Source organism: Corallococcus terminator (assembly GCF_003611635.1).
GTDB lineage: Bacteria > Myxococcota > Myxococcia > Myxococcales > Myxococcaceae > Corallococcus > Corallococcus terminator.
The window spans coordinates 1-3,725 of sequence record NZ_RAVZ01000539.1; the positions used below are offsets into that span (position 1 = coordinate 1).

Genomic DNA, 3,725 nt, shown 5'->3' on the forward strand with positions numbered 1-3,725 from the left:
CTCCACGGGGTCGGGGGGCGGGAGCGGCTTTCCGCCCCCGTTGCGAAGGAAGGCGAGGGGACGCGCCGCCGACGGGGGCAGGTCGTCCGCGACGATGCCCGGAGCCGGTGGGCCGTCCATCGCAGGGGCGGCCCCTCCGCTGTTGCGAAGGAACGCATGCGGTCGCGCGGCGGATGGGGACATGTCGTCCATCACCGCCACGGGCGCGGGAGGCACGCTGGCGGGAGACGGCACGGAGCCGCCATTGCGCAGGAAGGAGAGGGGACGGGCCGCGACAGGGGACAGTCCCTCCATGAGCGCGGCCGGAGGCATCCGCGCGGCCCCTGGGGACGCACCGATGGATGCAGGCGCTACCGACGCTCCTTCCACCATCGCGAAGGACCCGGGAGCTACCGACGGACGGGTGGACGGCTCGACATGCGCGAAGCCCGGCGCATCCCCCGTGCGAGCCGTTCCATTCGCGGGCAACGAGGTTCCAGGTGCGTCGACCGGACGCGGTGCCGCTCCCGCGTGTGCGGCAGGACCTTGCGCGTCGAATGGACGCGGCGTGGCACCTGCGTAGGCGGCAGGACCCTGGGGCTCGAACGCGCGTGTGGGAGCGCCCTGTCCTTCAAACGGACGCGCGGTGGCGCCCGCATACGCAGCAGGACCCTGCGCATCCGCCGGACGCGAGGGTGCTGCCATGGGCGCGGAAGCCGCGCGAACGTCGGACGAAGAACGGGACGGGGGAGGCTCGGACGGGGCCTCAGACGCGAAAGTTCGACGGACCGGAGCGACCTCCTGGCGCTCCGGACGTGCTCTTCGTGGCGCCTTCCGCGCCAAGTCCCGCGGACAGCCGCTCCACGCGGGCCAGCAGGTCGGGAATCGAACCGGCGGGGGACAACTGGATGGCCTTGAGCAGCGCCATCTCCAGCGCCAGCCGGGGCTGGGCCGCACGCGACACGTCCCAGATGCAGCCGTGCACGATGTCGAACAGGCGCGACAACTGCGCCGTGTCCGCTTCCTTCGCGAGCGCCAGGAGCGCCTTCTGCTCGGACTCGGCCAGCTCCTGCGGCGCCTCGCCCAGCGACTTGGTGACGAACAGGTGCCGCAGTTGCAGCGCCAGCTCCTCCGCCAGCCGCTTCAGGTCCAGGCCCCGGTTGAAGACCTCGTCCACGCGGCCCAGCACGCGCTTCGCATCCTTGCGGACCAGCGCCTCCGCGAAGTCCTGCACCACCGTGCGGTCGATGGCGCCCATCGCCTCCGCGACGGCCTCGTCCGTGGGGTCGGGACCGCACGACGCCAGAATCTGGTCCAACAGGCTTAGCGCGTCGCGCATGCCGCCTTCGGACTGACGCACCACCAGCGACAGCGACTGTTCGGAGATGCCCGCCTTCTCCGCGAGGCAGATCTCCTTGAGGCGCTGGAGCATCCGCGCCGCGGAGATGCGGCGGAAGTTGTGGCGCTGGCAGCGCGACAGGATGGTGTCCGGGAGCTTGTGCGCCTCCGTCGTCGCGAAGATGAACTTCACGTGACCGGGCGGCTCCTCCAGCGTCTTCAGGAGCGCGTTGAACGCCGCCCCCGAGAGCATGTGCACCTCGTCGATGATGTAGATCTTGTGGCGGTCGCGCTGCGGCAGGTACTTCGCGTTCTCGCGAATCTCGCGCACATTCTCGACGCCGTTGTTCGACGCGCCGTCGATCTCCGCCACATCCACGCTGGTGCCGGAGGTGATCTCCGTGCACGCCCGGCAGGTGCCACAGGGATTCGCCGTGGGCCCCTGCTCGCAGTTGAGGGCCTTGGCGAGCAGGCGGGCGGCCGTCGTCTTGCCCACACCTCGGGGACCACAGAACAGGTACGCGTGCGCGACCCGGTCCATCTTGATGGCATTCCCGATGGTCCGGACGACGTGCTCCTGTCCGGTCATGTCATCGAACGTCTGCGGGCGCCATTTGCGGGCGAGGACGAGGTAGCTCATGGGGGATGTCATCTAAACACGGCGGGACGAAGGATCCATGGAACGTCCATTCCTCCCGCCGTGTGACGGACTCCGCCTCAGCGTCCGAGCGCCTGTAGCACCACGTTGGCCGCGTTGTGGCCCGCCGCGCCGATGACGCTGCCCGCCGGGTGACAGCCCGCGCTGCAGAAGTAGAGCCCCTGCACGGGCGTCTCATAGGGCAGCCGGTCGGTGAACCCCAGCTTGTTGTCCACGTGGTGGATGTGCCCCCGCGTGATGCCGAAGTGGGACTCAATCTTCGGCGGCGTCAGCGCGAAGTACTCCTGCACCAGGTCGCTGGTGCCCGGGGCGAAGCGGTCGCAGATGGACAGAAGGTGCTTCACGTACTTCGCCTCCTCCTTCTCCCACGTCGTGCCTTCCAGCTTCTCCGGCACCCACTCCACGAAGAGGGCGGAGTTGTGGTGGCCTTCCTCGTCCTTCAGCGACGGATCCACGGTGGTGTGCACGTACCACTCGATGGAGGGGAACTCCGCGAGCCGGCCCGCCTTGGACTCCTTGTAGCCGTGCGCGAGCGCCCCCAGCACGTCGTCCCCCTGGGGCAGCAGGTGGATGGTGGGCCCGAACTGGCCCCGGTCCTCCGGCAGGCAGGTGAAGGTGGGCAGGCCCTTGAGGCACAGGTTCACCTTCAGCGTGGTGCCCGGCGCCGACATGCCGTCCACCTTGCGGCGGTAGTCGGCGGGCACCGCGGCCGGATCCACCCACTTCAGCGTGCGGAACGGATCCGCGTTGGAGATGACCACCTTCGCGGAGAGCTCCTCGCCGTTCTCCAGCACCACGCCCTTCACCACGCCCGCGTCCACGCGCACCGACGCCACCTTGGCATTCGTGCGGATGTCCGCGCCGTGCTTGCGCGCCAGGTGCGCGATGCGCTGGGTGACGGTGCCCATGCCGCCTTCGACGATCATCCACGTGCCGCCGCTGCCCGGCAGCCGGCAGAGGTTGTGAACCAGCAGGTTCATGCCCGTGCCCGGCGTGTCATAGCCGCCGTCCAGGCCGGAGAACGCGTCGGTGACGGCGTACATCGCCTTCACGAAGTCGGACTGGTAGCCGAAGCGCTCCAGGTACTCGCGCGCCGTGCCGCGACACAGCCGGATGAAGTGCTGGCGCAGGGCAGGGCGCACGTAGCGCTCCGCCGTGGCTTCCAGGGACAGGGGCGGCAGGAGCCACGCGGGCGCCAGGTCCTCGCGCAGCGCGCCGAGCTCCGTGTTCATCGCCACGTGGGCGTTCCAGTCCGCCTCGGAGAAGAACTCGCGGAACTGGCGCTCAAGCTCCCGCTCGTCCGAACCGAAGAGCAGGTAGCGCTTGTCCATGGTCGGCAGGAAGTAGTGCGGATCCCTGCGCTTGAGGGGCAGCTCCATCTGGAGCTCCTGGAGCAGCTCCGGCGGCATCAGGCCCAGCAGGTACGCGCCGGTGGAAACGCCCAGCTTGGGCGCGGTGCGGAACGGGTACTCCGTCTTGCACGCGCCACCCACCATGGCCTTCTCTTCCAACACGGTGACGGACAGGCCCCGGCGCGCGAGCATCGCCGCCGTGACAAGTCCGTTGTGGCCCGCACCCACCACGATGACGTCTGGCATGGTCTTCCTCCTGGGGAAACGCTTGGGGAAAGGTCGTTCCTACCCGAGCCGGGGGCTCCCCGCCAAACGCCGCGCGCCTTGCTTCGCACGTCGGGTCCAGAAAGAGTCGAGCCCGTCCCGTGAACACCCCCCTGTCCCTTATACACATCCTA

2 protein-coding genes and 1 pseudogene are annotated in these 3,725 nt (G+C 69.2%); all 3 read right to left on the bottom strand.

Features of this window, described 5'->3' with window-relative positions; genetic code table 11:
- Window positions 1-312: pseudogene (locus D7V88_RS39665) on the bottom strand (hypothetical protein); the annotation flags it as partial.
- A gap of 433 nt (window positions 313-745) precedes the next feature.
- A complete protein-coding gene (gene dnaX / locus D7V88_RS39670) occupies window positions 746-1,957 on the bottom strand; it encodes a DNA polymerase III subunit gamma/tau (protein WP_120545704.1) in 1,212 nt (403 codons plus the stop codon).
- A gap of 77 nt (window positions 1,958-2,034) precedes the next feature.
- On the bottom strand, window positions 2,035-3,573 hold the full coding sequence (locus tag D7V88_RS39675; RefSeq protein WP_120545705.1) for a phytoene desaturase family protein: 1,539 nt from the start codon (window positions 3,571-3,573) through the stop codon (window positions 2,035-2,037).
- Window positions 3,574-3,725 lie beyond the last annotated feature (152 nt).

Bases quoted from the DNA above. Each gene is read 5' to 3' on its own strand.
- dnaX (WP_120545704.1), bottom strand. From the start codon at position 1,957: ATGAGCTACCTCGTCCTCGCCCGCAAATGGCGCCCGCAGACGTTCGAT.
- D7V88_RS39675 (WP_120545705.1), bottom strand. From the start codon at position 3,573: ATGCCAGACGTCATCGTGGTGGGTGCGGGCCACAACGGACTTGTCACG.